The 25,463-nt window shown below is 33.1% G+C and carries 27 protein-coding genes; 4 read left to right on the top strand and 23 right to left on the bottom strand.

The window, feature by feature from the left end; translation table 11 throughout:
- Position 1 precedes the first annotated feature (1 nt).
- Both SMGD1_RS01780 and flgH read right to left on the bottom strand, forming a co-directional pair.
- Positions 2-1,579, bottom strand: coding sequence for a hypothetical protein (locus SMGD1_RS01780; RefSeq protein WP_241761422.1), 1,578 nt, complete (start codon positions 1,577-1,579; stop codon positions 2-4).
- Positions 1,524-2,246 carry a flagellar basal body L-ring protein FlgH gene (gene flgH, locus SMGD1_RS01785; protein WP_008340055.1) on the bottom strand — a complete coding sequence of 241 codons (723 nt, stop codon included), beginning with the start codon at positions 2,244-2,246 and terminating at the stop codon, positions 1,524-1,526. Before flgH ends, SMGD1_RS01780 begins: the two co-directional genes overlap by 56 nt.
- Before the next feature lie 66 nt (positions 2,247-2,312).
- Between flgH and SMGD1_RS01790 the strand changes: the two genes are divergently transcribed.
- Complete coding sequence (locus SMGD1_RS01790) at positions 2,313-2,756, top strand: GatB/YqeY domain-containing protein (RefSeq protein WP_008339944.1); 444 nt, start codon at positions 2,313-2,315, stop codon at positions 2,754-2,756.
- 11 nt (positions 2,757-2,767) lie between these two features.
- Here SMGD1_RS01790 and trpC read toward each other — a convergent pair whose 3' ends face one another.
- The 4 genes from trpC to SMGD1_RS01810 are packed head-to-tail and all read right to left on the bottom strand — an operon-like array spanning position 2,768 to position 5,901.
- Positions 2,768-3,553 (bottom strand): indole-3-glycerol phosphate synthase TrpC, encoded by a 786-nt coding sequence (trpC, locus tag SMGD1_RS01795; protein ID WP_008340099.1) that lies wholly within the window; start codon positions 3,551-3,553, stop codon positions 2,768-2,770.
- Complete coding sequence (locus tag SMGD1_RS01800) at positions 3,550-4,836, bottom strand: tetratricopeptide repeat protein (RefSeq protein WP_008340062.1); 1,287 nt, start codon at positions 4,834-4,836, stop codon at positions 3,550-3,552. The genes trpC and SMGD1_RS01800 overlap by 4 nt, the downstream gene beginning before the upstream one ends.
- Positions 4,829-5,218 (bottom strand): YkgJ family cysteine cluster protein, encoded by a 390-nt coding sequence (locus tag SMGD1_RS01805; protein ID WP_008340466.1) that lies wholly within the window; start codon positions 5,216-5,218, stop codon positions 4,829-4,831. Before SMGD1_RS01805 ends, SMGD1_RS01800 begins: the two co-directional genes overlap by 8 nt.
- Positions 5,206-5,901: a tRNA1(Val) (adenine(37)-N6)-methyltransferase gene (locus SMGD1_RS01810; RefSeq protein ID WP_008340101.1), complete on the bottom strand. Its 696-nt coding sequence runs from the start codon at positions 5,899-5,901 to the stop codon at positions 5,206-5,208. Before SMGD1_RS01810 ends, SMGD1_RS01805 begins: the two co-directional genes overlap by 13 nt.
- Before the next feature lie 59 nt (positions 5,902-5,960).
- On the opposite strand from SMGD1_RS01810, the gene kdsB reads away from it, so the two are divergent.
- On the top strand, positions 5,961-6,677 hold the full coding sequence (gene kdsB / locus SMGD1_RS01815; protein WP_008340001.1) for a 3-deoxy-manno-octulosonate cytidylyltransferase: 717 nt from the start codon (positions 5,961-5,963) through the stop codon (positions 6,675-6,677).
- Here kdsB and SMGD1_RS01820 read toward each other — a convergent pair.
- From SMGD1_RS01820 to SMGD1_RS01900, 17 genes are all read right to left on the bottom strand, one after another.
- A complete protein-coding gene (locus SMGD1_RS01820; RefSeq protein ID WP_008340467.1) occupies positions 6,674-6,880 on the bottom strand; it encodes a hypothetical protein in 207 nt (68 codons plus the stop codon). The genes kdsB and SMGD1_RS01820 overlap by 4 nt on opposite strands.
- 13 nt (positions 6,881-6,893) lie before the next feature.
- Positions 6,894-8,210: a response regulator gene (locus tag SMGD1_RS01825; RefSeq protein WP_008339953.1), complete on the bottom strand. Its 1,317-nt coding sequence runs from the start codon at positions 8,208-8,210 to the stop codon at positions 6,894-6,896.
- Positions 8,210-8,953, bottom strand: a complete 744-nt coding sequence (locus SMGD1_RS01830) for a ParA family protein (protein WP_008340028.1) — start codon at positions 8,951-8,953, stop codon at positions 8,210-8,212. Before SMGD1_RS01830 ends, SMGD1_RS01825 begins: the two co-directional genes overlap by 1 nt.
- On the bottom strand, positions 8,934-9,203 hold the full coding sequence (locus tag SMGD1_RS01835) for a hypothetical protein (RefSeq protein ID WP_008340031.1): 270 nt from the start codon (positions 9,201-9,203) through the stop codon (positions 8,934-8,936). The genes SMGD1_RS01830 and SMGD1_RS01835 overlap by 20 nt, the downstream gene beginning before the upstream one ends.
- 21 nt (positions 9,204-9,224) lie before the next feature.
- Positions 9,225-9,656, bottom strand: a complete 432-nt coding sequence (locus tag SMGD1_RS01840) for a chemotaxis protein CheW (protein ID WP_008340064.1) — start codon at positions 9,654-9,656, stop codon at positions 9,225-9,227.
- Between the two features lie 13 nt (positions 9,657-9,669).
- On the bottom strand, positions 9,670-12,438 hold the full coding sequence (locus tag SMGD1_RS01845; protein WP_008340030.1) for a chemotaxis protein CheA: 2,769 nt from the start codon (positions 12,436-12,438) through the stop codon (positions 9,670-9,672).
- Between the two features lie 10 nt (positions 12,439-12,448).
- Positions 12,449-12,814 carry a response regulator gene (locus SMGD1_RS01850; RefSeq protein ID WP_008340083.1) on the bottom strand — a complete coding sequence of 122 codons (366 nt, stop codon included), beginning with the start codon at positions 12,812-12,814 and terminating at the stop codon, positions 12,449-12,451.
- Between the two features lie 8 nt (positions 12,815-12,822).
- Positions 12,823-13,215 (bottom strand): hypothetical protein, encoded by a 393-nt coding sequence (locus SMGD1_RS01855; protein ID WP_008339971.1) that lies wholly within the window; start codon positions 13,213-13,215, stop codon positions 12,823-12,825.
- An 11-nt stretch (positions 13,216-13,226) separates the two neighbouring features.
- Positions 13,227-13,598 carry a response regulator gene (locus SMGD1_RS01860; RefSeq protein WP_008340077.1) on the bottom strand — a complete coding sequence of 124 codons (372 nt, stop codon included), beginning with the start codon at positions 13,596-13,598 and terminating at the stop codon, positions 13,227-13,229.
- A 9-nt stretch (positions 13,599-13,607) separates the two neighbouring features.
- Positions 13,608-14,438 carry a CheR family methyltransferase gene (locus SMGD1_RS01865; protein WP_008339930.1) on the bottom strand — a complete coding sequence of 277 codons (831 nt, stop codon included), beginning with the start codon at positions 14,436-14,438 and terminating at the stop codon, positions 13,608-13,610.
- 2 nt (positions 14,439-14,440) lie between these two features.
- Positions 14,441-15,064: a HEAT repeat domain-containing protein gene (locus SMGD1_RS01870; protein ID WP_008340036.1), complete on the bottom strand. Its 624-nt coding sequence runs from the start codon at positions 15,062-15,064 to the stop codon at positions 14,441-14,443.
- Between the two features lie 13 nt (positions 15,065-15,077).
- Positions 15,078-16,133: a protein-glutamate methylesterase/protein-glutamine glutaminase gene (locus SMGD1_RS01875; RefSeq protein WP_008339967.1), complete on the bottom strand. Its 1,056-nt coding sequence runs from the start codon at positions 16,131-16,133 to the stop codon at positions 15,078-15,080.
- Between the two features lie 8 nt (positions 16,134-16,141).
- Positions 16,142-17,500: a chemotaxis protein CheW gene (locus tag SMGD1_RS01880; protein WP_008340038.1), complete on the bottom strand. Its 1,359-nt coding sequence runs from the start codon at positions 17,498-17,500 to the stop codon at positions 16,142-16,144.
- A gap of 6 nt (positions 17,501-17,506) precedes the next feature.
- Positions 17,507-19,405 (bottom strand): methyl-accepting chemotaxis protein, encoded by a 1,899-nt coding sequence (locus SMGD1_RS14985; RefSeq protein WP_008339912.1) that lies wholly within the window; start codon positions 19,403-19,405, stop codon positions 17,507-17,509.
- An 18-nt stretch (positions 19,406-19,423) separates the two neighbouring features.
- Positions 19,424-19,852, bottom strand: coding sequence for a PAS domain-containing protein (locus tag SMGD1_RS01890; protein ID WP_008339910.1), 429 nt, complete (start codon positions 19,850-19,852; stop codon positions 19,424-19,426).
- Positions 19,853-20,066: 214 nt separating this feature from the next.
- Positions 20,067-20,342 (bottom strand): 30S ribosomal protein S15, encoded by a 276-nt coding sequence (gene rpsO, locus SMGD1_RS01895; protein ID WP_008340111.1) that lies wholly within the window; start codon positions 20,340-20,342, stop codon positions 20,067-20,069.
- A gap of 76 nt (positions 20,343-20,418) precedes the next feature.
- A complete protein-coding gene (locus SMGD1_RS01900) occupies positions 20,419-22,758 on the bottom strand; it encodes an EAL domain-containing protein (protein ID WP_008340092.1) in 2,340 nt (779 codons plus the stop codon).
- Positions 22,759-22,863: 105 nt separating this feature from the next.
- Here SMGD1_RS01900 and SMGD1_RS01905 point away from each other — a divergent pair, with 105 nt between their 5' ends.
- Positions 22,864-23,265 carry an RrF2 family transcriptional regulator gene (locus tag SMGD1_RS01905; RefSeq protein ID WP_008339936.1) on the top strand — a complete coding sequence of 134 codons (402 nt, stop codon included), beginning with the start codon at positions 22,864-22,866 and terminating at the stop codon, positions 23,263-23,265.
- A gap of 94 nt (positions 23,266-23,359) precedes the next feature.
- Positions 23,360-25,438 (top strand): flagellar biosynthesis protein FlhA, encoded by a 2,079-nt coding sequence (flhA, locus tag SMGD1_RS01910; RefSeq protein ID WP_008340472.1) that lies wholly within the window; start codon positions 23,360-23,362, stop codon positions 25,436-25,438.
- Positions 25,439-25,463 lie beyond the last annotated feature (25 nt).

The following is a 25,463-nucleotide window of genomic DNA, read 5'->3' on the forward strand; positions in this document are numbered from 1 at the left end:
ATTAATCTTTCTTTACAAGCACAAAACTCTCAGGTATTAAAGACTTATATTTGGGCATACTTTGCCCAATACTCGCATTAATATATGTAGGATCTGCTACAATCAGTTTTCTTTGACCTGCTTTCACACTGTCTCCTGACATAGGAACATATAGAGCAGTTGCCATGTGATCTTTGTATTTAACACCGACTACACTGACACCAAATAGCTCTTTAACAAGATAAGAAAACAGAACTGCTCTGTCCTCACAATCTGATTTATCAAAGTATAGTGTTTCATTGGCAAACATGACTTTTTCTCTTCCAAATTGCTGATTATCTCTTTCATACTTAAAAGATTTTTGAACGAAATGAAGAACAAAGTTCATAGCATCTCCAGCCTTTTTGCCATCAACATACTTTTTAAGATCACTAGCAACAGATTGATAAGTTCTGCTGTCTATAGGGGCATTGAAATAAGTTTCATAGTCTGCCTGTGGATATGTAGCCATAAAATCTATAAGATTTTGGTTATACTCAAATGAAACATTATATGTTTTTCCAAAATCTTCAAATGAAAGAGTTTTTTTCTTCATTTTAGACGTTAAATTAGGAAGTGTATTTAAAGCCAAATCTAGTGGTTTTGTTGCACCAGGATAGTTTTGTTTATATGAGTATAATCTACCCACGCTACCTTTATTATAGTTAGATACTACATAAAACTTTTTATCAGAAAAATTATAGTTTGGAGTTGCATAAATTATTTTTTTAGAATAATGCATTAATATAATATGTCTTTGAGCAAGTCCAATTTTCACAGCATATCCAAGTTTATTAAAGATAAACCAACTAAGTAGATTTGAGTTATCTTGATTTGAATGTACACTATTTGATATATCTAAAACTAAAAGATAAATACCCCAATCATTAAGATTCATTTCATTACTAACTCTTTTTATTTCACCTAAAAAGTTTTCATATTCACTTGAAGCTGCACTGTCAAAAAAGTTTGTTATACCTTCTTGACTCTGAGGATAAAACTTTGCACTTTTAATACCTGTTGGCACATCAAAGCCCAGTGGAGTTCCATAAAAATTAAAGCTTATATCTTTTGAAACTACTTCGACTTTTTTTGGTTCAACTTTAACAATTTCAACTTCCTTTTTTTTAGGAGTTATCACTTCTTTTTTAACAATCTCTTTTTGTGGTTCTACAACTTTTACTTTAACTTCCGGTTCTTTGAAGATAATAAACTTTTGAACCGGTTTTGGCTCGACATGTATTACTTTTTTAACCTGAATACTTACTTTTGGTCCAACACTTTTGATTTTTACAGGTTCTGCAGGAGGTATTTCTCTTGGTTTAGGTTTTTCATATAAAGGAGTGCCTTTATATACATTGTAAGCTTCCCATTGTTGTTTTAAGTATTGGTTAAAAGCGTTATCTCTCTCATCTTTATACTTAGTAAATGATTCAGCTTGTGATCGTTTAAACTCTTCAAAGCTTTGAGCACTGAGTGCAGATGCACTAAGTAAAAGTACTATACTAAAATGGCCAAGCAGCCTGAATAATTTTGGTTCCCCATCCTTGTTTTGTTGCACGGTCTACATCCCCTTGAGTTTGGTAAAGAATCTTAGCTTCGCTCATTTGAGCAGAATCTATTTTATTATATTGGTCAATATCGTATGGACGAATCACACCACTAATTTGAATAATCTGTTTTTGTTCATCAACTAAAATTTCTCTTTTTCCAGAGATAAAATAGTTTCCATTTTGCATTACTTTTACTATTCTAGCAGAAACTGTGGTAGTAAAAGACGCGTCTTTAGTTGCACTGCCAGCACCCTGATAAGTACTTGTAGAAGTACCTGTAAAACCAATATTTGAGAGTCCATTAAGCTTATTTGCATAAGAACTAACAGCAGGGTTTCCACCTGTTGCGGCAAAAGTTCCACCACCTAAAGCACTTGTGTCAGCTTCGCTTAGATCTTTAGCAGCAGTACTTGAACTCTGTGCATTTTCAGAAATCACCACCCTAACAATGTCATTTACATGCATCGCCTTGTGGTCTGAAAATAGAGGATTATCACCTTGCCCAAAAATACTTCCAATTGAAGTATAATCCTGTTTATCTTCTTTACTTGGCATCTGTTCTACATACGCAGGGGGCTCAAAATTTATCTCTGGTTCTGTAAGGTTAGCTGTACATCCAGATAAAAAAAGTATAGCATAAAAAGACATGAAGAATATTAAAATTAGTTTTATCATTATTGGCTCATTTATAGAGATTGGATTTAGATATAATACTAGCAAAAATAGTTCCAAAGGATATTTATGACTCTAAGAGAAACAATCAATCAGCATGTGAAAGATGCGATGAAAGCTAAAGATACAAAAACTAGAGATGCTCTTCGTCTTCTTACTAGTGCTTTTAAACAGGTTGAAGTTGATGAAAGAAAAGAGTTAAATGATGAAGATGTTATAAAAATTATTCAAACTCAAGTAAAAAAGAGAAATGACTCTGCATCTCAGTATAGAGATGCAGGCCGTGATGATTTAATGCAAATAGAACTTTATGAGATTGCTACATATATGCCATATCTTCCTGCTCAACTAAGTGATGATGAACTATCTTCTGCACTTAAAGATATAATCACAAAAGTTGGCGCTTCAACTATTAAAGATATGGGAAAAGTTATGGGAATCGCTTCAAAAGAGTTATCTGCTAAAGCTGATGGAAAAAGGATAAATGAGTGTGTTAAAGAACTACTTGCATAGCAAGTAGTTTCTCAACCAAACTTTAATTTACGTAAAGCTGCTTCTTCATCGTCTTGACGCATTAAAGATTCGCCAACAAGAAAAGCATCTACTCCAGCTTTACTCAGATCTTCTAACTGCCCGTGCTCATATATACCACTCTCTGCAACGATAATTTTGCCATTTGGAATCATTGGTATCAATTCATATGAAAGATTCATATTCATCTCAAAAGTTTGTAGGTTCCTATGGTTAATACCTATGATATCACTTCCAGCATATATTGCTTTAATTAAGTCTGATTTATCGTGAACTTCAACTAATGCTTCCATTCCAAGGTGTCTTGTGTATGCTAAAAGCTCTTTTAACTCTTTCTTGCTAAGGGCAGTTGCTATTAAAAGAATAAAATCAGCCCCATGAACCATAGCTTCTAAAATCTGATATTTTGAAACTATAAAATCTTTTCTTAAAAGTGGAATTCCAACATATCTTCTAATCCCACCAAGATAGTCTAGGGAACCTTGAAAAAAATGAGGTTCTGTAAGTATAGATATAGCACTAGCTCCTCCTCTTTCATATGCTTGAGCAATTGCTAGCGGATCAAAATTTTCACGGATAACACCCTTAGAAGGAGAAGCTTTTTTCACTTCTGCAATTATTCTATACGGATCTTCCTCTGTAGCTTTTAAATATGGAAATACATCTCTTGGAACTCTTGCATTAAAAGCCAGTGAGCGACCAAGCCAATCTAGGGAGAACTCTTTTTCTCTTTTTACTAAATCTTCTTTTGTTTTTTTTATAATATCATCTAAAATCATTTTTTCTTTTTACCCTTAACCTTTTTATTTTTACATTTTTTTATAGCTTCAACATGTATTAAAACTTCTGGATCATCTCCACCATCTAACTTTTTAACTTCAGAAATAATCTTATTGGCCTTGTTGCATTCTCCAAGTCTATAATATCCCCAAGCAAGTGAGTCAAGATAAAAAGCAGACTTTGGGTCTATTTTCAAAGCTTCTCTAACATAATTCATACCTGCTTTTACATCTATAGAATGATCTATAAGAAGATAACCAAGATAGTTTAAATAGAGTGGTTTTTTTTCAACGCTTACTACTTTTTTCAACTTCTTAATCACTGAGTTTTGCATCTTCTTGTCGTCTCTATTTTTATAACTCTCATACTCAAAAATCGCACTTTGACCTAGATGATTAATATCACCAGTTTCATAGTAAAGTTTAGTTGCCAAGGCAGATGCTTGTTTATAATTTTTAGCATTTATATATACTTGAAGCAGAAGTTCATCATCACTTCCACTCTTTTGTAAAAAGCTCATTAGTTTAATATACTCTTTTTGATACGCATAAATTTGAACTATTTTTTTTGCTACATCATCACTTTTTTCTAATTCATACATTCTTAGATAAATAGACAAAAGACCATCTACATCATTTTCATTTGAGTAAAATCCTATAAGTCTCGTACATATAACTTTAGAACATCCGTGCATTCTTGCATGAGTTTCCAGTTGTGCAATAGCTTCTTTGTTTCTTTGTAAATTTACATATAGAATTATTGACATTCTATCTAATATTTTTTCATTATAGTCCCTAGTATAAGCGCTTTCTAAATACTTAAGAGCTGTATCATACTTTTTTTGTTTTACATATATTTCACTTACTAAAACATAATCATTTACTTCTTTTGTTCGCTCAACCAAGGCTAAGGATAACACTCTAGCATCTTCATATTTTTGATCTCCAATCAGAGCAACAACTTTTAGTCGCACTAGTTTAAAATCATCCATTTTACCTTCTGTCACACTATCTACTCTAGAAACTACTTGAGCGTTGTTATGTGCTGCCAAATCATCTTGAAGTGATTTATAAAGGTACTCTTTTTTATTTGATTTTTCATAAAGGGCATTAAATAAAACAGAAGCAGAATTATAGTCTTTTAACTCCTCAGCTCTTAGAGCAAAGAGTATATATGCATCTTCTTCTTCAAAAGCTTTTTCATTTGGTTTTAGAGACCCTGTATTAGAAAAACATCCACTAATCAGTAGTGCTAAAAACAGAGGTAAAAGTATTTTATACATTCTCATTTCCTATTATTCCAGGGCATTCTTCCCGTAACTCGTCCACTCTTTGCTTATAATAATCCCAAAAAGGGAATGTTATACATTGAGAAGGACGTGCCGCGTAAACTTTACATCCGTTTATCTCTCTATCATAAAATATGCACTCATGAGAGTCATTATACTTTATCTCTTTTATAGAATACTTATAGCCTTTTTTAAAAAGGTACTTATTTACAAAATCTCTAATATCTAGTTCTAATAATTCACTAATATTTTCTATTTCATTCTTAGTTACATATATATATCCGCTTTCACCTGTGCAGCATCTTCCACCGCAAGTTGAACAAGCAGAACTGTCAAAGGCATAGTTAAAGCCATCTTCTTTCATTACAGATGACATTTAATGCTCTGTGTTGAAGCTTTTTTATATATACGCTTAGCTTCCTCTGAAAACTCACTACCATCAAAACTAATCAATGGTTTGTGTACTTTCATAAGTGATGAAGAGCCATTTCTAACATGCAACATAACTAGTGAAGCTCCTCTATCTACTTTTGGATGAACAAACCGTACATCCACTACTCTTAATTTAACACGATCAAGTTCAGCACAGATAAGTCCAAACTGAGATGCATCATAACAAAAGATAAAATGAGATCTCGGATTTAACACTCTTGAGACCTTCTTAAAAAATGCTCTTAAAGGTAAATTGATATTATACCTTGCATTAAATAACATCTCATTTTTACTTACAGATACCTTGTCATAATAAAACGGAGGATTAGATATTATATAGTCGTATTTTATATTTTCATCAAGCTCTACAAAATCATTTTTATGTATTTTATAGTCTATTTTATTAACTCTAGAATTAATGGTAGCATACTCTACAAATGCCTCTTGTTTTTCAACTGCTTCAAGTTTAACCTTTGGGTTATCACGAGCAACCAAAAGCCCTACAATGCCGCAACCCGCACCAACATCTAGAACTCTGCCTTTTGGATTAAACGAGTCTATAAAATCATACAAAAAGACTGAATCGCTGTTATAGCAGTAACCTTCTTGTGGCTGATAAAGGAGCATATAGAGTACCTTGAAAATATTTTAGATATAATTTTGGTATTATAGCTTAAAGGTTTTAAATGATAATTATTCCAGCACGTTTGGCATCTACAAGATTTCCAAAAAAAGTTTTGGCTGATATTGGTGGTCTGCCTATGGTTGTTCGAACTGCAAAAAGAGTAGAGCATCTAGATAGAGTTGTTGTAGCAGCAGATGACGAAAGTATCATCAAGATATGTAGGGAACATGGCATAGAAGCTATGCTTACATCAACAACTCATAAAAGTGGTACTGATCGTATAAATGAGTGTGCAACTATACTAAATGTTAGCGATGAAGAAATCATTATCAATGTTCAGGCAGATGAGCCTTTTATAGAGACTGAAGTCGTTGAATCTCTTATTTTAAAACTAAAATCTCTTCAAGAAAAAAATGAAAAATTTATAATGGGCAGTTGTTACAACGCCATTAATGCAGAGTCAGCTAAGGATCCAAACCTTGTTAAAGTTGTTTTAGACGATGAAGATAATGCAATTTACTTCTCAAGATCACTTATCCCTTATAATCGCAGTGGAAGAGCTACATACTTTGGGCATATTGGAATCTATGGATTTAGTAAAAAAAGTCTAAAAGAGTTTTGTAATCTAAGCGATGCACCAATTGAGGATATAGAAGGACTAGAACAACTTCGTGCTATTTACCATCAAAAAAAGATAACTATGATAAAAGTTGCAAGTACAGGTTTTGGGATAGATACACCTGAAGATCTGGCTAGAGCTATAGAGATATTTCTCTAGGTTCTAGCCTTGATATAGATAGTATAGTCTCCAAACTGCTCATTCAGAGAAAATTCATGCTTTTGACAAAAGCTTGAGTTCATTTTTTCAATCATCATCTGAGCCTCTTCTTTGGCTTTTTCTTGTGTTTCAAATTCTAAATTTTCCGCCATCCCACTTTTTAAAAAACATCTGCAGACATTCTCTACTCTGACTTTGTACATAATCTATTCCTATCTAAAAATCAAATATATCATCTAAATCATCTAGAGATTCATTAGTATTATCATTCATCTTAAGCATTCCGCTTATAGTTTCACAATTTACTACAATGGTATCATTCATAAAATCTGCACTTGGAGCACCTCTATGAAAAGACATTTGAATCCATGTTGACATATCATTGCTAAAAGCTTTACACATTGCTCCTAAGTCTGAAGAGTTTTCAATAAATTCTTTTGAGTGCTCAGACATATCATATGCTAAAGCTGTAAGTGCTTTTGAAATCACATATACTTCGCCATATGTAGATAAAATAGAGCCTAGTTTTTCTAAATAACCATATATTGCCACCACTTCATCTTCTGTTATATCACCACTGCCAACTACAAGCATCAACGAAGCAAGTTTTGTTGAATACTCTTCTAAATCATAAAGATCATCCCCATCAATATAGTCAAAGACAACTAACTCCTGCGATACATATTCTACTGGAGATGCGATTAAATCATCAACATTTTCTATAACAACAGGAGTTACAGCAGGCTTCTTATGTAGTTCTATTTCATCTTTTTCATATACTTTAGAAAGTTCAAAAGATATTTTTGTATTATCAATTTTATATTTACATTCAAGTTTGTTTTTCTTTAGAATTAATTCTGCAAGATTTTTAGGTAACTTGTCTATTCTTGTTAGAGTAAAGTATTGATATTTATCTGATTCTTCAATATAGATGCCACTTTCAATTGATAGTTTTACTTGTAACTCTGCTATACTAAATATAGTACGAACAACATCACTTAAAGATTCATTTTTCTTAGTTGCACTTAAAAGGAAAAACTCCCAAAACTCTGATAGTGAATCTTCTGATTTTATGATAAAGTTTGTGTGCCTAGAATATATTTCATTTGTAAATATATTCATAGTTCTTGTATTTATTTTTTCATGCCCTCTGGCTTCTATTAGAGTGATATAGCTTTCTATTCTACTTGTGAAAATATCTGCATTCACAGGTTTAGAAATATAATCTTCAGCACCAATATTTAATATCTCTTTTTTTCTGTCACTGTCATCAACCGCAGAAACAGCAATAATCATTACCGATAAGTTAGTTTCTCTAATAATTTTAGTAGCTTCAATACCATCCATATTTGGCATCATGATGTCCATCAAAATAATATCAAAAGCATTGTCTTTAGACTTTTGTACAGCTTCTAATCCATCACTGGCTTCATCAATAATAAACTTCGTATTATGATCTTCTCCATAATCTTCAAGAAGAAGTTTTAATATCATACGGTTGTTCACATTATCATCAACTATTAATATTTTCATTACGATATCCTCTCTAGCAACTCTTTTACACACTGATTATAATCTTTCATACCTTTAGATCTTTTCTCGTCTAAGACTATTGGTGATCCAGATTCAAACTGGCGAGCCAATTTTATATCAACACCTATAGGAGAGAGTAGTTTTTCCGCTCCAAAAGATGTTTTTACCTTATCGAGAGATTCTCTATGCTCATTAATATGCGGATTATACATAACTGGCAATATAGACACATCAGCAATTTCACGTCCAAGCAGAGATGCACTCTGGTAAACAGCACGCAACATTTGACCAACAGCTACTACACCTAAATGGTGTGGCACAAAAGGTATGACAACTGCGTCTGCAACTTCTAAAGAATTCTTTAGCAGTGCATCAAACGTTGGTGGGGTATCTATCACACAGTAGTCAAAAAATTCAGCAATACTTTCTCTTTTAAAACGGCTTTTTAACACACCTCTTAAATCTGAATACTCATAAACATCAAAAAAAGCTAGAGCAGGAGAGAGAGTTAGATTATCGTGGACTGTGGGAATAAAAGTCTCACTGAGAGTATGTCCTGTAAAAATAGAGTGTACTCCAAGATCTTCACTAGGTTCGCATCCAACACCTATGCATGCATGACCTTGCGTGTCAAAATCCAGAAGTAAAACAGATCCATGTTTTGCTAAAGCACTTGCTATATTTACAGCAGTTGTTGTTTTAGCAGATCCACCTTTACGATTACTAATTACAATGGTTTTCACTAGTGTCAAATCCTTCTAAAACCTGTTGAAAAAGTTTTTTACTATCTCCAAATTCATAAGAGACAGCATAGTTTTTCTTATATGCCATGATAAGTTGTAAAACTGCCAAGTGGACATCTTCACATTCACTGAAGTTAAATATTACTTCATCTCCAGCACAACCTTGTAAAAAATCTCTAAAAGATACTACTTCATCTTCATAAATCACAGATGCGAATGTAGCTCTATTTTCTTCATATGTTATTGCCATTATATACTCCTGATATAAAATCTAACTTGGTAATTTTAAAGTTTTAATAACATTAATTAAAACACCATCTAAATCTAAAACACCTGAGAGTTCTAAAAACTCACTTATATTCTGTTTTTCATCACTATTCATAATCTGTGAATCTTTTACATGCGCTATGTCATCAATAGAGTCCACTTTAATAGCGAAGCGCGCAGAACCATTTTCATAAAACAGAAGTTTCAGTGAAGAATCTTCAACACTTTTATTTTCATCTTTGTGTGGAGGAAGCCCTATAATTTTGCGAAAGTTTAAAACTTTTATCACACTGCCCTCATAAGAGATCATTCCATCTATTAAATCATGAGCATTTGGTATCTCAGTCAATTTAACTATTTGAATAATTCTCTGTATATTTTCAATATTTAAAGCGTAATGACTACTTCCAACATTAAAAACAATTAAATCAATCATACCTAAACCCTCTCTATGCTACAGCAATATATTCTTTTAATTTCTGTGAAATACCTAAAAGACCAATAGGATCAATAGCCATTATAATCTGCCCATTACCAAGTAGTGCAGTACCACTAAATAGAGGATGCTTTTCCAAGATTCCAACTAGAGGTTTTTGAACTACATCTAACTGTCCTAAAAACTTATTAACTACGACTGCCAAAAGATTGTTTTTAATATTTAGAACAACGATAGAAAGCGGCTCATCTTCCACTACCTTTTCATTTAACATTGATTTAATAAACAGAAGTGGAATCACCTCACCTCTTATGTAAACAAATGGCTCATTATGAAGATATTCAATCTCAGAACGATAAATTTTAACAGTTTCACTTACACTATCCATTGGAAGTCCATAGTGAATATCGTTCATCTGAATATGAAGAAGAGATGTCACGGCCAAAGACATAGGAATAGATAAAGTAATAAGAGTTCCTTGGTTTGGTTTAGTTTTAATTCCGATACTGCCACCAAATCCCTCTATAGACTTTTTAACAACATCCATTCCAACGCCACGTCCACTAAACTCTGTTATCTCTTCTGCCGTTGACAAACCTGGAAGTAAAACTAACTCAGCCATTTCATCTTCACTCAGCGCATCTATCTGCTCAGGAGTCATAAGTCCTTTTTCTAGAACTTTACCAGCTACCCTATCTACATTTATGCCAGCACCATCATCTTGTATCTCAATAATAATTTTATCTGATTGTGCAAAAGCCTTAAGTGTAACATTACCACTGGAATTTTTACCTTTTTGCTCTCTGACATCTGGCATTTCTACACCATGATCTAGCGAGTTTCTCATAATATGAATCATTGGATCAGCCAGCATCTCAATCATGTTTTTATCTAGCTTTGTCTCCCCACCATACATCTCCAACTTAACTTTTTTACCAAGTTTTTTAGAGATATCACGAACAAGTTTAGGATATCTGTCAAATACATAGGAGATAGGTAGCATTCTCATGCCCATGATTAAATCTTGAAGTTGCTCAGAGAGACGGTTTATGAAAATATACTTATCCATAATCTCTCTTTTTATAGTCTCGTGAGTCATTCCAACAACATTATCAGCTAGGTATGGAAGAGAGTTTTTAGCAACAAGCAACTCACCTACGACATTCATTAGACTATCTATAGACTCTTGATCTATCTTAACAGTTTTACCAACTACTGTCTTATGAGTTTCAACTTTTTTACTCTCTACTTTTTTTATAGATTCAGAGGCAACAAATTCTTGAGTGAATACTTCTTCTGTATCTTCTACTTCATAATCAATTACAGTTTCTATATCCATTTCTTCTGGTTCTATTTTTTCTGTAGAACTGCCTACTTGTGATTGTAAAAAAACTTTTATCTCATCTTTTGTTTTAAAATCTTCTGGCATCTCAGGCACAAATTTCCTGATTTTATCCATCATCATTTTTACGCGTTGTAAATCATCATCACTCTTAATATAATCAACTGCCAATAACTGTTGCTCTGATATATTTTTAATTGTTTTCACTATATCTTCAGTTAATTCTATAGTTTTATTAGATTCAGAAAGTTCTAGCACTTCTGATTCTTCTTCTGAAGCTTGTGCTTCAAGTTCAGCCTCAATCTCTTCTTCAATATTATCTTCTGTTATTGAAACATCTTCTAGAGCGTCTGTTAATTCAATATTTTCATCTGGTGTATATACTTCACCACGATAAAGGTTATTAAAAAAACTACAAAGCTTTGTTGTGTCATAATCAGCTATCAAGCCGCTAATATCTATAAATCTTTGAAGTTGCGCATATTGAAGTGTATCATTTCCAACTAAAGCCATTGAACGTTTTACTTCTTCAACAATTGCTGCTAAGTCTAAATCTTCAGCTATATTATTTAGCTCTTTTAACGAGTCTATCTTGTGTCCGCTCTCTCCGACATTGATAGAAAGAAGGGTTGATATATCTAAAGGTAAAAATTGAAGTTCATCTATAAAGTTAAATAGTGCATCTTCAATCTCTTCAAAAGTAGCTTTTATAAATGCTGTTAGTTGAACTCTCAGCAGTAAACCATCTTCATCTTCTGTACCGCTTAGTACTGATTTTGCATTATCATCACTCATACAAGAGTAAACACCAAGAACTTTATCACCCAAAAGAGATAGTGTGTAAATTGGATCATTTCCATAAACCATACATGATTCATCTATATCAAAGACAACTGCATAAAAGTTTTCATTTGCGCAAAACTCTTCATCAAGGTCTGTATTTTTAAAAGCTATTGTTTGTGATGAACATTCACGCAGAGTATTTAAAGGCATATTAACTACTGATGCAGCATCTTCAACTAGTAAAAAACCTACTTCCCAACTAGCTACTGCCTCAGCATCTTTACCCATCTGCTCACTCAGTGATGTAATGATTTTTTTAAGTGTATCTTCATCAGCTTCTACTATGCCTTGTGTCTCTTCAGCAGCTTCAATTAAGTTAAGAACTTCATCAAAAGCGTCAAAAAGTGCTTCTGTCATACCATCAGCAAACGCTATTCTACCGTCTCTAAGCATGTCCAGCAAATCTTCAGCATGGTGGGTTATATCTCTTACACTATCAAACCCAACTATGCCGCTACCACCTTTTAAAGTGTGAGCTGCTCGAAATACTGAATTTAAAAGTTCAGGATCAGCACCACCAATATCTTCAATATTTTGCTCTATAAATGCTAAGTTTTCTCTAGCTTCGTTTAAAAACTGTTCTAATAATGGATCCATAACTTCCTCCCTAACTCTTAACTAAAATATCTATATATGCCTGAAGCAGATCAGGTTTGATTGGCTTTGTTTCAAATAGATTTGCACCAACTTTATAAGCGGAAATTTTATCTTCTAGTTTTGCCTGAGTTGTAACCATAATCACCGGAACATTTTTATGATTAGGTTGCTTACGCAAATCACTTATAAAAGAGTAGCCATCCATTATGGGCATATTAACATCTACTAAATACAGATCTATCTTTGCATCTAGACTCTTCTCTAATGCTTCCATACCATTTTCTGCTTCTATAATATCAAGTCCTTGAGACTTAATAATAGCTCCATGATAATTTCTTACTGTTTTTGAATCATCCACGACCATAATAGTTGGCATAATATCTCCTAAAAAAATTCTATCTCATCAGTTTCATCTTCATGGCCAAGTTTACCAGAAAATGCATCTCGTCTATCTTGTGCAATTTGCAGAGTTTTTGATAGTTTAACATGTAGTTTTTCAATACTCTCACTTGCTATCTTCTCATCTGAATCATAGGCATTTTCAAAAACATCTATAGCTATTTGAACACTGTCTATAGCCTCAATAGTTGCACTTAACTGCTGAGAAATAATATCTTGATACTGCAATCCTTTTGCAGCACTTTCATCTAACTCTATAGAGTTTTTCTCAATAAATGCACTAAGCATTAGCATAGAGTCTTGAGACATCTGTATAGTCTCCTCTTCAACCCTCTTTATATGCGAAAGCAGTTCATTTATTGAAGATAACATATTCATATTTTTCTCCACTACGCTAATCTTAATACTCTTGTTATAGCCTGTTTTAACTGTGCTGGGTTAAATGGTTTTACAATCCATCCAGTAAGTCCTAAAGCTTTGCCTTTTTGTTTGAGTTCTGCTTTTGTCTCCGTTGTTAACATAAGACATGGTGTTCTGCTAGTTGAAGGAACTTTTCTTAAAGCTTCCAAGAACTCAAACCCATTCATTACAGGCATGTTAAGGTCTGTAATAATCAAATCAGGTGTCATACCTGCCTGAATTTCTGCTAGAGCAACTTGTGCTTCTGTATATTGCTTAACTTCTATTGGCATAGAGTTCGTCACCATTCTCGTTGACGCTAAAGCTGTCTCACTATCATCTACAAATATTACTAATGGCATTTTTTTCTCCTATTTTTGATAAACTAAAGTATTGTCTATTTTTTTAGCCGTAAAAACAGACACTATCCTACTCATATACTCAGCATGTCCTAAAAGAACATAACCACCTGGGTTTAGCATGTCATAAAATGTCATTGCTACCTCTTTTCTAGATGCATCATCAAAATAAATGAGCATATTTCTTGAAAAAATCACATCAAACTTTCCAAGATTTCTCATCTGAACCTTATCAAATACATTTGCAACTTGAAAATCAACACTACCTTGTAAATCTTCTCCAAGCTCATAACCTAAACTTTTTTTATTAAACCATTTAGATAAAATACCTTTTGGAATAGCGTGAACAGATCGTTCTGTATATTTGGCTTTTTTAGCTTTTTCTATAACAGTTGAGTCAATATCAATACCAACTATCTCAATATCTCTCTCCTCTATAACCTTGCCTTCTTCAACAATATGAAGCACCATAGAATACGGCTCTTCGCCAGTAGAACATGGTGACGATAAGATTCTAAGAGTTTTAGAAGCCGGTAGAGTCTTGTGAAGCTCTGGTAGAATTTTATTTACTAAAGCTTCAAACTGATCTTTTTCTCTATAAAAATATGTCTCATTTACTGTAACTCCATTCATCAACGCTTGAAACTCTTCTCCATCTTTATCTTCAAAACGAAGTTTAAAGAAGTACTTTCGAAAACTATCCAGCTCTAAAGTAGAAGCACGAGAATCTATATACTTAGCAAGCTTTTCATAATGCTTTTCTTCTTCCAAGTAGATGCCACTTTTTCTATAGACAAACTCACTCATCTTTAAAAAATTCTCTTTAGATAAAAGATATGCCATCATTATCCCTTAATCATCTTTATTGCGCCATCAACTGCAAACTCAACATAAAATTCACCGTTAAACCTCGACTTTAAAGATTCTAAGAGTTCTATATCTTCTTCTTCTCCTATCTCACCCATATAATCTACTGCTGTCATTGCAACGTTTATATCTTCTTCATCTTCTAAAAGTTCAACCAACATATCTCTAGACTCTGCAAAATCTACATCACCTAAAACATTAATAGCAAAGATTCTCAAATCCCTGTCATCACCTATAAGAAATTTAACTATATAATATTTAATAGCATCTCCAAAATCCCTAAGTATAGATATCCCTAAATTTCTCACATAGGCATTATCAACTTTTAATAGTTCCATAATAGCTTCTATCGGCGCGATTTCAGGGTCCATGTTTGATATGGCAGCAGCTATCTTAGTTAAAGAATTCTTGTCTAGATTCTCTCTTTTGATGCAAGAAACAAGATAATCTCCCGCTCCATCAAACTTCGCGATCTCCTCTATGGCATAATCTCTGTTATCTTGATTTTCACTTGATTCAAAATACGCTACTGCTTCTTCAAGAGTTGAGAATGTTTGTAAATCTTCAATATCTTGCTTTACATGGTTTTTAATCAAAGCCATAAGTTTATCCCCTTTACTTTAGTGTAACTATCTTTTTCAAAATATTTGGAAAATCCAACTGCTCAGACACACCACCACGTTCATATGCTTCTTTTGGCATTCCATAGACTGTAGCACTCTCTTCACTCTCACCTAGAGTATATGCACCGGCTTTCTTTAGCTCAACCATTGCATCTGCACCGTCATCACCAATCCCAGTTAGAATAACGCCTATTATATCAGGGCCATTAAAAACGCTTAGTGCACTATGCATCATATCATTAGCACTTGGTTGAAAAAAGTTATTACCCTTATTTTCATCTTCTCTTATGACTACTTTTCCTGATGTTTTTTTAGAAAAATTCATGTGAACTCCACCACGAGCCACATAAACATTTCCAGGTAATAACTCCATATTATGAGCACTCTCTATAACATTTAAAACACAAGAACGATCAAGTCTTGCTGCGAATGTCTTTGTGAATTGCTCTGGCATGTGTTGAACAATACAGACAGGGTGCTTGAAGTTTTGCGGTAAAGAAGAACAAATTTGTTCTATTAGCCCAGGTCCACCAGTTGAAGACCCTATTAGAACTACCTTTTGGATATCTCTAGAGTCTGTTGTCTGCTCAAGCTTTTTTGCTACTACTTTTCTCTCTCTTTGAGCAGGTCTTGATAACTGTCTTTGAAGTCTTCTTTTTGGTATTCGGCTAAGAGATTTGACTTTTTGTAAAATTTCTTCACGGTTTTCAATTTTTCCGACATTCATAGTTCCAGGTTTTGGAATATAATCTATGGCACCTAAGTCAAGTGCATCCATTGTTATACTGGCATTTTCTGTAGTTAAAGAACTAACCATTAGTATCGCTGATGGTTGTTTTTTCATTATTTGTCTTACTGCTTCTAATCCATCCATAACTGGCATATTTATATCCATAGTAATTACATCATATTGAGTTTTAGTCGCCTTATCTACAGCCTCTTGTCCATTTTTGGCAATATCAATCTCATATTCTAATGTTGATATTATCTCGGTTAATTGTTTTCTAACAAGCGCAGAGTCATCAACTATCAGTACTTTTTTTGCCACTATTTCTCCTAATTTGAAACTATCTTTTGTATATCCATAGATAGTATTAATCTCTTCCCACCATCTAAATGAAGAACATTACTAAAAAGCTCATCATCATGAGTTCTTAATTCATCTATCTTGATATCCATAATATCACTAATACTATCAACTATAAAACCTATTTTAGAATCGTTAATTTCACAAACTATGATTTTTGAATCTTCATTTATTTTTGTCTCAATTGACAACTTTTTAAATAGAGAGACAATAGTAACAATCTGCCCTCTAATATTAATAACACCATCTACACTATCATCGCTGTATGCAACTTTGGTTGAATCAACAATATCAATTATTTCTGCTACAAACTCAACATTAAAAGCGTATTCTTTATCTGCAAGCTTGAAAACTATAACTTCGAGTGCTGTTAAAGAGCTATCTTCAGCCTTAATTTTGTTTTTTTCTTTAGAGTCAATATATCTACTGTTTTTAGAAAAAATCTCTTCCAACACTTCTTTATTAAAAAAAGATATTAAAGAGTTATTATCATGAATAACACCAGATATTTTATTATCTTCAAAACTATCCCTCATGTATTCGATATCCCTATCAGGAAAACTTTTTATATCTATAATATCATCAACTAGAAGTCCAATTGTTTCATCACCACATGAAGTTATTAAAATGCGATTTTTCTCATTCTTATCACTGTTAAACCCATAATAAGAACGCAGGTCTATTACTGCAATAAGCTCTTCTCTTAAAGTAATAAGACCCAGTAGATCTTTAGAACTTCCAGCTATATCTGTATAATTTACATCTGAGAGTATTATCTCTCTTAAATAGTCTATATTTAAAGCAAACCTCTCATTTGACATTGCAAAAATCAAAAATTTTGTAGAGTTTTCTTCTTTAGTGTCAAAAAGTTTTACTTTTCCACTATGCACTTCTTTGGATTTTATTTCAACTTTAGAAATATTAGAGATTAGAGTTTCCAAAGATATGATTTGAACTAAATAGTCTTTGTACTTATATATAGCTATTATAGGATCATTAGCATTATCTATATACTCAATATTAGCTTCTTCTATATCTACAGTATTGTAAACTTCACTAACTAGGAGTGCATTTGATGAAAGATCACCGTTAAGACTTAAAAGCCTACTATTTTGAGCTTTTAAATCTACTTCTGGCAGGTCTAATAAGAGATTAACGTCAACTATGCTTACTATATTTCCACCTACACCACAAAGTCCTCTAGTACCGTATGGTCTTAAAGGTAGGTCCATAAGTAATGGAACTCTAGAAATCTGATTTATATCTTCAGTTGAAATACCATAATTCTCTTGAGAATTTTTAATAATTAGAATCTCTTGGATCTGCATCTTAAGTTACCCCTGTTGAAGCTCATCCGCCATTACAGCCAACTCTTCTACACCTTCACCTATGTGTGAAACTGTCTCAATTATCAGTTCACTTGCTTTACGAGATTCCATAGCATTTCTAGCACTAAGTTCTACTGCTTTTTGAATCTCACTAATACCAATAACAACCTGATTCATACCTTCTAAGTTTTGATCATTTATAGCTTTTAGACCAGTATATCTATCTAGCAGATCTACAAGCATATCTGTAATCTTAACAATATCATTAATTAATATATCAATAAGAGATTGCTCATTACCTTGAGATGCTAAAAGATTATTCCAATCTGTTCTTACAGTATCTATCTCAGAGTTCATTGATTCTACGATATCATTAATCTTATCTGTATTTGACTCTGAGTCCTTTGCTAAGTTTCTAATATCTGAACTAACAACTGCAAAACCTTTTCCAAAGTCACCAGCACGTGCTGCTTCTATTGAACCGCTAATTGCAAGCATGTTTAACTGAACAATAGAATTTGAAATATTTCCAACTGTTTTATCAACATTTCTTGTATCTTTTACGATTACACTCAGTTCAGCAGCTGCGCTGTTTCCCTGACTTATAGAGTCACTAAATGCACCTCTAATCTCGCTCACGGTATTTTTAACACTATTAAAAGATACTTTTAATAAATCAAAATTTCTTCTTGCAATTTCAATTAATTTATCAATATCTTTAGCCGCATCTATACCTGCTTCAATCAGTTCTTTATTTCTGAGAGCACTTTTATTTGTAGTATGTGAAGATGATTCTATCTGGTTTAGTGCAGTAGTTACATCTTCAAGAGCATTTTGAATATCTTCCATTGAACCGCCAATTGTATCGGCACTCATTGCAATATCTTCAGCTGATTTCATTGTGTCAGTAGAATACTTTAACTCTTCTGCTAAATTTGAAAGTTCTTTGATGTCATCTTCTGTTTGAGCAAGAGCTTCTGATTGAATATCTATACCGTTTAGAGTCTTTTCTACAGATAGAGCAATTTCACTAGAAGCTGTTGCTATCTCTTGTGAGCCATCATTGATTTTAGCCACAAAGTCACCAAGTCTTTGAGTGTAAGTGTTTACACTTCTAGCAGCTTCAACAGAGTAGACAGCTATCTTTGTCAGCTCTTCCATTTTTGCACTAAGCATATTGCCTTTAGAGCCATTGTCCGAGATAGTTGTAGTTGTTTTACCAATACTCTGAATTATATTATCTATACTTCCTTGGATTTTTGTAACAAGTTCTGAAATAAACTCAGCATTCTTTTCACTCTCACCAGCTAACGCACGAGTCTCATCAGCAACAACTGCAAAACCTTTACCATGCTCTTTAGCACGAGATGCTTCAATAGCAGCATTTAGTGCAAGAAGGTTTGTTTGATCTGCAATTTTTGCAATAAATCCAACAGCATCTCCAATATTTTGAGATGATATTTTCAACTCTTCACTCTTAGTTGATGATTCTTGAGCCACTTGAACAGCTCTTGCCATTCGTCCGACAGAATCATTAACTTTTCCTACAGATGCCATAATATTTTCACCTGTAGATAGTGTAGATGAAATTACAGTATTAATTGTTAAGTTCATTCTGCTGATATTAGTATCTATAGCTTTAACATTTGCTAGTGCTTGCTCACTTGCACCACTATTTTCTTCAGCAGCAGTAGCAATCTGTTCCATAGAAGATTTCAACTCTTCAATAGCACTTACGCTCTCTTGTGCATTTTCTAAAATAGTCATGGACACACCAGCTATGCTCTCACTGATTTGTTGTTGTTTAGCTAGAGTTCTTTGTCGTCTTTTATCTCCACCGCCGACACCTTGTGCTACTACTGCAGCTGAAGATGAATCTGAAGTGTGTTTTCTCATTAATGCCATTATAAATTCCTTTGGATTCTAATCTAGAGTTGCGTAAAGCACTTCTGCTTTTTTAATTTCTTCACGAGATGGTTTAACTCGGATAGAAACATATTTAGTTTTTCCATTTTTATCTACTGATCGAAGAACTGTTGCATATACCCAATAGTATCCGCCGCCTTTTCTTGCATTCTTTACATAGCCTGTCCAAAAACCTTTAGATTGAACATCATCCCAAAGAGATTTAAAAGCAGCTCTTGGCATATCTTGATGACGAACTACATTATGAGGCTGACCAATCAACTCATCTCTGTGTAAATTTGCTATCTTTAAAAAAGAGTCACTAGCATATTCAACTATACCCTTTTCATCTGTTTCACTTAAAAGATATAAATCGTTATATAAAACTTCACCATCTTCTAAAAATGTTAGACCATCTGTGCTTACTTCACTGTTGTTTTTTGACACACTAAACCTCCCAAAAAATCTTTTGTGGCATAGCTTACAATGTAGGTACTGAAATTAAATTTAAAGAAATGAGATTTTGTTAATATATGCAACTTTAATAAGGTTGTGGGTTAATTACGAGGTTTTATTATTAGATTATTTTATAATTGTATGAGTTGGTGGATTGATTTAAAACCCTCACAAAAGAGGGAATTAAGTTGTAGAATTAAAAAAATTAGATGTTATCTCTAATACCTAAATCTTGTACTAGTTTAAGATAAGCATCTTTATCTTTTCTTTTAAAGTACTTCATTAAACGACGACGTTGACCAACTAATTTAAGTAGACCTAGTCTTGAAGCGTGATCTTTTTTGAATATTTTTAAGTGCTCTGTTAACTCTGCAATTCTTGTTGTTAAAAGTGCGATTTGAACTTCACTTGAACCTGTATCACTCTCTGAGCGACCGTATTTTGTTACAATTTCTTGTTTTTTAGCCGAATCTAAAGCCATAATAGCCTCCTGATGGGTATAATAATCTAACGTTTATACTAAAGTTGTATAAAGTTGAAATGGGATTATAGCAAAACTATATTAAAAATGGTTTAGGTTCACTAAAATAGTACCCTTGAGACTTTTCTATTCCCAACTCTTTTACTTTTTGAAAAATCTCTTCACTCTCAACAAATTCTGCAATTACTTGAATGCCCATCTTTTTAGCAAAATCTACTATTACAGTTGTAATAATCTCTGAGTTTTTATTATCTAAAATTTCTTTGATTATTGAACCGTCTATCTTGATAAAATCTGCTTCTAGTCTCATTAGATACTCAAAGTTAGAATAACCTGTTCCAAAGTCGTCTATCGCTACTCTACAACCTAATTCTTTTACACTTTTAATAAATCTCTGTATCTCATCAAAATTCTCAATACTTTCAGACTCAACAATCTCAAATATAACCCTGTGAGATATGTTATAAATATTTAACATCTCTAAGATATAAGCATTTATCTCTTTATCTAGAATATCGTCTATACTGATATTTACAGAAAATTCAAAATCATTTTCTCTAAAGTTTTCAAAACTTTTTTGAATTACAATTTTAGTAAGTTGTTTATATAGTTTTGCTTTTTTTGCAATCTCTAAAAAGAAGTATGGTGTTATTACTTTATCATCTGAATCTATTAATCTTATGAGTGATTCATATTTATTGATTTCCCCAGTAGCGTTATCTACGATTGGCTGAAAGAAAAGAACTATTTTATCATTTTTAATAGCTTCTTTTATTTTTTTCGTCCAGAGCATATTGTTCTCATACTCTTTATCCAAATTCATAGCTTTATCATATACAAGAAGGTCTTTTGCATCTCTTCTTGCTATTTTAAGAGCCATGTCTGCTGTGATAAGTAGTTGATCTTTCTCTTCTAGAGAGATACTTATTGTTGCGTTTAACTCTACAGTCTCATCTTTTACTTCATAGACGTGTGCGTTTATAAACTTCGCAATTGATTGCGCTTTTTGCACAACAGTGTGTGCTGGCATATCTATAGTAAGAATTGCAAACTCATCACCACTTACTCTAAATAGTCTCAACTCTTCATATAGGCTACAGCTTTGGAGTAGCTTAGAAGAAAACTCAACTAAAATAGCATCACCGAGTTCATGTCCATAGAAATCATTGATCTGAGAAAAACTATCTATATTTACAAGGATTAAAAATATATTTTCTCCATAGTCTATCTCTTCTTTTAAGGCATTTCTATTGCCAAGTTTTGTAAGTGAATCTGTGTTAGCAAAAGTTTTTAATTCATTTTTTTGATAGATTAATTGAGTTATATCATGTCTAATTGATATATACTCAGTAATATCGCCCTTAGCATTTATGATTGGTGTAATTGTTGCATCTACCCAATATGTTGAACCGTCTTTTTTAACATTTCTTATTCGTCCCTGCCATGTCTCTCTACTAACAATTGTTGACCATAATTTTGTGTACATAGCTTTAGAAAAAGATTTATCTCTTAAAATATTGTGATTTTCCCCAATAACATCTTCACGAGAGTATCCTGTAATCTTGCAAAAGTTATCATTTACATATGTAATATTTCCATTTAAATCTGTCTTAGATACTATAAGATTGCTATCTATAGCGTCTTTATAACTCTCCAAAAATGATAAAGAGTTTTTTAACTCATGTGTTCTTTCATCAAGTTCTGTTTCTAATTTTGCTTGTAATTTTGAAAAAAATCGAACCAGATAAAATGCAATTAAAGAAATAACAATCATAAGTCCCAAATCATATAAAACTGACCCTAAGAACTGTCTGTTTATTATGTTGTCTACATGAAAAGTTGGAACTTTAATACTTAATATACCTCTTATATCACCTATTTTATAGTCATATGCTTTATCATATTTCTGAGATATAAACTTTGGAGCTTTTGATTTCTCTCCATGACATTTAAGACATTTTTTTTCTATTTTAAGAGGAGTAGCATACTGATAAAATTTATTTTCTTTACTAATGTATTCTTTTGCATCTGAATTTTTCTTAAAATACTCTATAGCTTTTAATTCATACTCATCAGCTTGATTTTTAGGATTTCTTGCTCTATCACTAACTGTTTGCATTGTAATTTGAAGTCTATTTTGCTCTGAGAATTCTTTAGAGATTTTAGCAGCGGAAAATGCCGGTAAGCCAGCAAGTGTTTTTTCATCTAGTGGGATTATTTTGTTTAAGTAAAGATCTTGATAGTAGTTTCTATGAGTCATATATAGGGAATCAACTAGCTTTGACTGTTCAGATACAAATAGCTCAACACTCTTTTTGTTCTCATAATAGTTCAAAGATATTCTGACAATAGCTATGATAAAAAACATAATAGGGACTATTATGATTAATTTTTTTGAAATAACTTTATATGACATGACGCTATTATACAACTTTTATTTTAATTTCAAACTTCAATTAAAAATTTATCTTCTTTAGATATAATCTCTTCTAATTTAAATCTTAAATAAAAAGTAAATATTATGCTAATAACTCGTGCCAGTGAATACGCAATACTCTCTCTTATTGTTTTATCAAAAGCTACTTCACCTATGGACAGCGAAACTTTATCTAATCAACTATCCATACCTAAAAGTTTTTTAGCAAAGATTTTACAATCCTTAGCAAAAAAAGGAATCTTAAAATCTTTTAAGGGTGTAAATGGTGGGTTTACCTTACTAAAAGATCCAAAAGATATAAGCATGCTCAGCGTAATGAGTGCAGTAGAAGGAAAAGCACCCGCTGTATTTGACTGCTCTCCATCTCAAAAAGATTGTCCTAGTGATCGAGCTGAACTTTGCTCTATTTGGCCATTTTTAAACAAACTACAAGGCAAAATAGATGACTTTTTAGCAGAATTGTCTCTTGATGATATTTTAGAGTAGCAGTTTGGCAAGAAAACTTACTACCAGACAACAAATCGGTACAACATTAAACTTTCTTCTTGGGCAAAAAGATTTAAGTGTCGTCATATTTGTAATGGCTATTTTAGCTATTATTATTGTTCCTCTTCCTTCAGGTCTGCTAGATGTGCTGCTTACAGTTTCAATGGCTTTAGCAGTCTTAATTTTACTTATATCGCTTTATGTGCCAAAACCAACCGATCTAACCACTTTTCCTACACTCATTCTTATTCTTACATTGTTTAGGCTCTCTCTAAACATAGCAACTACTAGGATGATTTTAAGTCATGGCCACGAAGGCAGTACTGCAGTAAGTAGCATCATTACCAGCTTTGGAGACTTTGTTGTAGGTGGTAATTTTGTTATCGGTATCATAGTCTTCTCTATCCTTGTTCTTATTAACTTTATGGTTATTACAAAAGGTTCTACGAGGGTTGCAGAGGTTGCTGCTCGTTTTACACTAGACTCAATGCCTGGTAAGCAGATGGCTGTAGATGCTGACCTTAATGCTGGCCTTATTGACGATGCACAGGCTAAACAACGGCGTGCTGAAATCCTTCAAGATGCAAACTTTTACGGAGCTATGGACGGTTCGTCTAAATTTGTAAAAGGTGATGCTGTAGCAGGTATTGTTATTACACTTATAAATATTATTGGCGGATTCCTTATCGGAGTATTTCAACATGGCATGACAGTTGGAGACAGTGCTTCTACTTTTACACTACTAACTATCGGTGATGGTCTAGTTGGTCAAATTCCAGCTCTTATTATCTCTACTGCAACCGGTATCATGATAACTCGTTCTTCTGGAGATGGAGACAACTTTGCAGAAGGTACGATTAACCAGATGATGGGTAATGCAAAGATTATGATGATAGTTGGTTTTATCATGATTTTATTTGCTTTAGTGCCAGGACTTCCAACGGCTTCTATGGGCTTTGTAGGAATAATGTTTGCACTTCTTGGTTGGTCTGTTTACAAATATGAAAAGGGTGAACTAACTATCCTTGATATAGATAATATTTTATCTCCAAAAGCTAGAGAGCAACAGCAGAAAGAACAGGCAGCTGCTAAACCTAAAAAAACAAATGAAGAGATAGCAAAAGAAGAGGAAACTGCGCTAGAAGATATACTCAAAGTAGAGATGCTCGAACTTACTCTTGGTTATCAACTTATTCGACTTGCAGACAGCTCACAGGGTGGTGATTTACTAGAACGTATCCGCTCAATGAGACGCAAAATAGCATCTGACTTTGGTTTTTTAATGCCTCAAGTTCGTATACGTGACAACTTGCATCTGCAACCTGAGCAGTATCAGATTTTACTAAAGGGAATCTCTATTGGTGAGGGGCTAATCAAACCAGACAAATTCTTAGCAATGGATAGCGGAATGGCTACTGGTGAGATAAATGGAGAGAAAACTAAAGAGCCTGCTTTTGGTCTAGATGCTATGTGGATACTTCCTGAACAAAAAGAAGATGCAATCATCAACGGATACACCGTTGTTGACCCTGCTACTGTTATCTCTACTCACATGAGTGAGTTGGTTAAGAGAAATGCAGAAGATCTACTTACTCGTCAAGAGGTTCAAACTCTAATTGAAAAAATCAAAACTGACTTCCCTGTAATTGTTGATGATGTTCAAAAAGTTGCTTCCATTGGTCTAATTCAGCGCATACTAAAAGGTCTCTTACACGAGAAGATTCCTCTAAAAGATATGCTTACTATTTTAGAAACTATCGCAGATATTGCAGAGTTCACTAAAAATGTTGATATTATTACAGAACAGGTTCGCTCAAAACTTTCTCGTATCATTACACAGATGTATTCAGGCGAAGATGGTGTAATAAGACTACTTACATTTGATACATTATCAGAACAACTTATGCTAGAAAAATCACAAGAAAAAGACGGTGTTAGAAATCTTCTCTTAAGTGTAGGAGAGATAAATCAACTAATCCAAGCAACAAGTAAAAAAGCTCATGAGCTACTGCAAAAAGGTGTATCTCCTGTTGTTATAATAGTAGACCCTCAACTTCGCCGTGGTGTAGCAGAGATTTTTGAAAGGTTTTCTTTAGATGTTGTAACACTATCACACGCAGAGATTGATTCAAGTGCAACTTTTGAAGTTATGGGTTCAATCTCAATAGAATAAGAAATAAAGTATAATAAACTCAAGG

Source organism: Sulfurimonas gotlandica GD1 (assembly GCF_000242915.1).
GTDB lineage: Bacteria > Campylobacterota > Campylobacteria > Campylobacterales > Sulfurimonadaceae > Sulfurimonas > Sulfurimonas gotlandica.

What these genes read in the sequence shown, in the direction of transcription:
- flgH (WP_008340055.1), bottom strand. Translation starts at nt 2,246, where the DNA reads ATGATAAAACTAATTTTAATATTCTTCATGTCTTTTTATGCTATACTT.
- SMGD1_RS01790 (WP_008339944.1), top strand. Translation starts at nt 2,313, where the DNA reads ATGACTCTAAGAGAAACAATCAATCAGCATGTGAAAGATGCGATGAAA.
- trpC (WP_008340099.1), bottom strand. Translation starts at nt 3,553, where the DNA reads ATGATTTTAGATGATATTATAAAAAAAACAAAAGAAGATTTAGTAAAA.
- SMGD1_RS01800 (WP_008340062.1), bottom strand. Translation starts at nt 4,836, where the DNA reads ATGTATAAAATACTTTTACCTCTGTTTTTAGCACTACTGATTAGTGGA.
- SMGD1_RS01805 (WP_008340466.1), bottom strand. Translation starts at nt 5,218, where the DNA reads ATGTCATCTGTAATGAAAGAAGATGGCTTTAACTATGCCTTTGACAGT.
- SMGD1_RS01810 (WP_008340101.1), bottom strand. Translation starts at nt 5,901, where the DNA reads ATGCTCCTTTATCAGCCACAAGAAGGTTACTGCTATAACAGCGATTCA.
- kdsB (WP_008340001.1), top strand. Translation starts at nt 5,961, where the DNA reads ATGATAATTATTCCAGCACGTTTGGCATCTACAAGATTTCCAAAAAAA.
- SMGD1_RS01820 (WP_008340467.1), bottom strand. Translation starts at nt 6,880, where the DNA reads ATGTACAAAGTCAGAGTAGAGAATGTCTGCAGATGTTTTTTAAAAAGT.
- SMGD1_RS01825 (WP_008339953.1), bottom strand. Translation starts at nt 8,210, where the DNA reads ATGAAAATATTAATAGTTGATGATAATGTGAACAACCGTATGATATTA.
- SMGD1_RS01835 (WP_008340031.1), bottom strand. Translation starts at nt 9,203, where the DNA reads ATGGCAATAACATATGAAGAAAATAGAGCTACATTCGCATCTGTGATT.
- SMGD1_RS01840 (WP_008340064.1), bottom strand. Translation starts at nt 9,656, where the DNA reads ATGATTGATTTAATTGTTTTTAATGTTGGAAGTAGTCATTACGCTTTA.
- SMGD1_RS01845 (WP_008340030.1), bottom strand. Translation starts at nt 12,438, where the DNA reads ATGGATCCATTATTAGAACAGTTTTTAAACGAAGCTAGAGAAAACTTA.
- SMGD1_RS01850 (WP_008340083.1), bottom strand. Translation starts at nt 12,814, where the DNA reads ATGCCAACTATTATGGTCGTGGATGATTCAAAAACAGTAAGAAATTAT.
- SMGD1_RS01855 (WP_008339971.1), bottom strand. Translation starts at nt 13,215, where the DNA reads ATGAATATGTTATCTTCAATAAATGAACTGCTTTCGCATATAAAGAGG.
- SMGD1_RS01860 (WP_008340077.1), bottom strand. Translation starts at nt 13,598, where the DNA reads ATGCCATTAGTAATATTTGTAGATGATAGTGAGACAGCTTTAGCGTCA.
- SMGD1_RS01865 (WP_008339930.1), bottom strand. Translation starts at nt 14,438, where the DNA reads ATGGCATATCTTTTATCTAAAGAGAATTTTTTAAAGATGAGTGAGTTT.
- SMGD1_RS01870 (WP_008340036.1), bottom strand. Translation starts at nt 15,064, where the DNA reads ATGGCTTTGATTAAAAACCATGTAAAGCAAGATATTGAAGATTTACAA.
- SMGD1_RS01880 (WP_008340038.1), bottom strand. Translation starts at nt 17,500, where the DNA reads ATGCAGATCCAAGAGATTCTAATTATTAAAAATTCTCAAGAGAATTAT.
- SMGD1_RS14985 (WP_008339912.1), bottom strand. Translation starts at nt 19,405, where the DNA reads ATGGCATTAATGAGAAAACACACTTCAGATTCATCTTCAGCTGCAGTA.
- rpsO (WP_008340111.1), bottom strand. Translation starts at nt 20,342, where the DNA reads ATGGCTTTAGATTCGGCTAAAAAACAAGAAATTGTAACAAAATACGGT.
- SMGD1_RS01900 (WP_008340092.1), bottom strand. Translation starts at nt 22,758, where the DNA reads ATGTCATATAAAGTTATTTCAAAAAAATTAATCATAATAGTCCCTATT.
- SMGD1_RS01905 (WP_008339936.1), top strand. Translation starts at nt 22,864, where the DNA reads ATGCTAATAACTCGTGCCAGTGAATACGCAATACTCTCTCTTATTGTT.
- flhA (WP_008340472.1), top strand. Translation starts at nt 23,360, where the DNA reads ATGGCTATTTTAGCTATTATTATTGTTCCTCTTCCTTCAGGTCTGCTA.